This window comes from bacterium (assembly GCA_030655055.1).
In the GTDB taxonomy this organism is placed as follows: domain Bacteria; phylum Edwardsbacteria; class AC1; order AC1; family EtOH8; genus UBA5202.
Genome location: JAURWH010000050.1, coordinates 1 through 2667 on the forward strand (window position 1 = coordinate 1; position 2667 = coordinate 2667).

Here is a 2667-nt window from a genome sequence, read left to right on the forward strand (position 1 = left end):
CTTCGTTTGCAAGGTAAATAGCCGTCTCAGGGCAGGCTCCAGAAAAAGAACCAAAAGAAAAAGCTCGTCGCTTAAAACTCTCCGGGCCATGCTTGCGTTAAAGCTGCAGCAGGCCCGCGCTGCGCTTCTCGTTCCCGGCGGGCTTGTCTGAACTCGGGCTTTGGCCAAGCCCTCAAACATGCAGACAAGCTTTTTCCGCCGTCAACTGCGATGCTCACTGATCGTTTTAACGCGACAACCGGGGTGGGAACCTGGTTGATCATTCAAATCCTTTTATATTGATAGATCTGCGAATATCTGCGCGATGCTTCGGCAAACTCAGCACAACGTCTGCGGATAGTAAATAACCTGTTTCTAAAAGAGGTGTAAAATGTCCAGCAAGGTTTATTTTACCGATTTCAGCGAAAGCTCCCAGCGCAACATCTACGCCAAGCTCTCCGGCATCATAGACCAGATGCCGCTGTCCAAGGTCGTGGCCAAGGGCGAGCTGGTGGCGGTCAAGGTCCATTTTGGCGAGCGGGGCAACACCGCCTTCGTTCAGCCGCACTTTGTGCGGGCGGTGGTGGACAAGATAAAAGCGCTGGGGGCCAAGCCCTTCGTCACCGATGCCAACACCCTGTATGTGGGCAGCCGCTCCAATTCGGTCGATCACCTGGAGACGGCCCACCAGCACGGGTTCACCTACTCCTCGCTGGGATGTCCGGTGATGATAGCCGACGGCCTGCGGGGCGGGGCGTATGTGGAGGTCGAGGTCAACGGCACCCACCTCAAGAAAGTGAAGCTGGCCCACGACCTGTACAAGGCCGACGCCATCGTCTGCGTCACCCACTTTAAGGGCCACGAGCTGGCGGGCTTCGGCGGCAGCATCAAGAATTTGGGGATGGGCGGCGGGGCCCGGGGCGGCAAGCTGGCCATGCATTCCGATGTCACGCCGGTGATCAAGGCCGAGAAGTGCATGGCCTGCGGCAAGTGCGCCGAGAACTGCCCGGCCGATGCCATCGCCATAGACAAATACGCGGTGATAGACCCCAAGAAGTGCATCGGCTGCGGATCTTGCATTGTGGTCTGCCCCACCCACGCCGCCCGCAACGGCTGGGACACCGGTGCCCAGAAGATGCAGGAGAAGATGGCGGAGTACCTGGCCGGGTTCGCCCAGAACAAGAAGGGCAAGATCGGTTATCTCAACTTCATCATGAACGTCTCGCCGGCCTGCGACTGCTACGGCCACGCCGACAACCCGATAGTGCCGGACCTGGGCATCTGCGGCTCGCTGGACCCGGTGGCCATTGACGCGGCCAGCAACGACCTGGTGATGCAGTCCGGGGGGAACAAGAACTCGGCGCTGGAGAAGGCCCACAAACCCGGCAGCGACAAGTTTAGGGATATTTATGCGGAGGTGGACTGGGCCTGGCAGCTGGATCATGCGGAGAAGCTGGGGCTGGGGAGCAGGAAGTATGAGTTGGTGAAAGTGGAGTGATATGAATAAAATCCTAAACCCTCTCGTTGCAGTGGTAATTTTCTCTGTTTGTGTTTGCTGCAACAACAAGTCTCAAGTAAATAAACAAACGGTTGGTACATTAAACACAGTTGACACTTCCAATTTTATCAAACATTTGACAGTTGAAAATGATGCTGGTGGGTTCATTGATGGCGGCGTAACCAGCATAACGGAAAATAAAAGAGGGGAAATAGCCATTGGTCGAGAAAATGGGGTGATGGTATATAATGATAATAAATGGAAAATTTATCGTTTGCCAAAAACCTGGCCGCATGTGTTTTATGATGGGGATGATAAATTGTGGTTTTACACGAAGAAACAATTATTCAAACTAATAGGCGATAAATTTGAGACGGTACAAACACCATTAAAAATTAATTCAGAATTCGGAGGGGTAGCCGTTGATTATAAGAAAAATATTTGGTTCATTACCAATGATGATGGGATATTTATATGGGATGGTAAAAGATTTGAACAAAAACTGTTAATTGATACAATTTCTGTCCAACTGTGTAAAGATATAGCTTCTTTATCAGACAGTACAATTTTAATAGCTACAGAAGATGATATTTTATGGTGCAAAGACGATACTGTTTTTTGGGACGGTATCCCGCCGCAATTTTACCCGGTGCAAGGTGCAAGTATCGAGAAAGTGTCAAAAGATATGTTGATGGTAAATGTTGGAGAGGATGGTCCGGATGAATACATATATTATCAAAAAAAATGGACACAAGTAAGCGATGATGCGGAGGGTCAAATATCAACAAGTGCAAACTTATTAAATCTCTCTTTATCGGACAAAATACTACAAGGTTTTATATCAAATTCAGCAAGTACATTATTCTATATTGACTCTAAGCATAATATCTGGGAAGCGAAGAACCCACCAGGCTTGTTTTACAGATGGTGCTTTGGCAGCGAAAAGGTTGAACCCGTAAGGCCAGATGTTGGATTGCCGACCAATGTTATCAATGATCTGTGCTTTTTGGGGAATAAAGCATATGTGGCAACACCATATGGATTATTCAAGACAAGTGCGGGTGAATATAAACCGATATATACGGAAGCTGGAGTTTCTGACGTTAAATCCTATAGCTCCCAAGTATGGGCACTGAGTGGCAATAACCTTTTATGTATCAATGATAGTAACATCAACATCCATGCAATAT

General features: G+C 49.0%; 2 protein-coding genes. Both read left to right on the plus strand.

Features of this window, described 5'->3' with window-relative positions; all coding sequences use genetic code 11:
- Window positions 1–370: 370 nt before the first annotated feature.
- Window positions 371–1477, plus strand: a complete 1107-nt coding sequence (locus tag Q7U71_02520; GenBank protein ID MDO9390628.1) for a DUF362 domain-containing protein — start codon at window positions 371–373, stop codon at window positions 1475–1477.
- Window position 1478: 1 nt separating this feature from the next.
- A partial coding sequence (locus Q7U71_02525; GenBank protein ID MDO9390629.1) for a hypothetical protein occupies window positions 1479–2667 on the plus strand: 1189 nt, incomplete at its 3' end.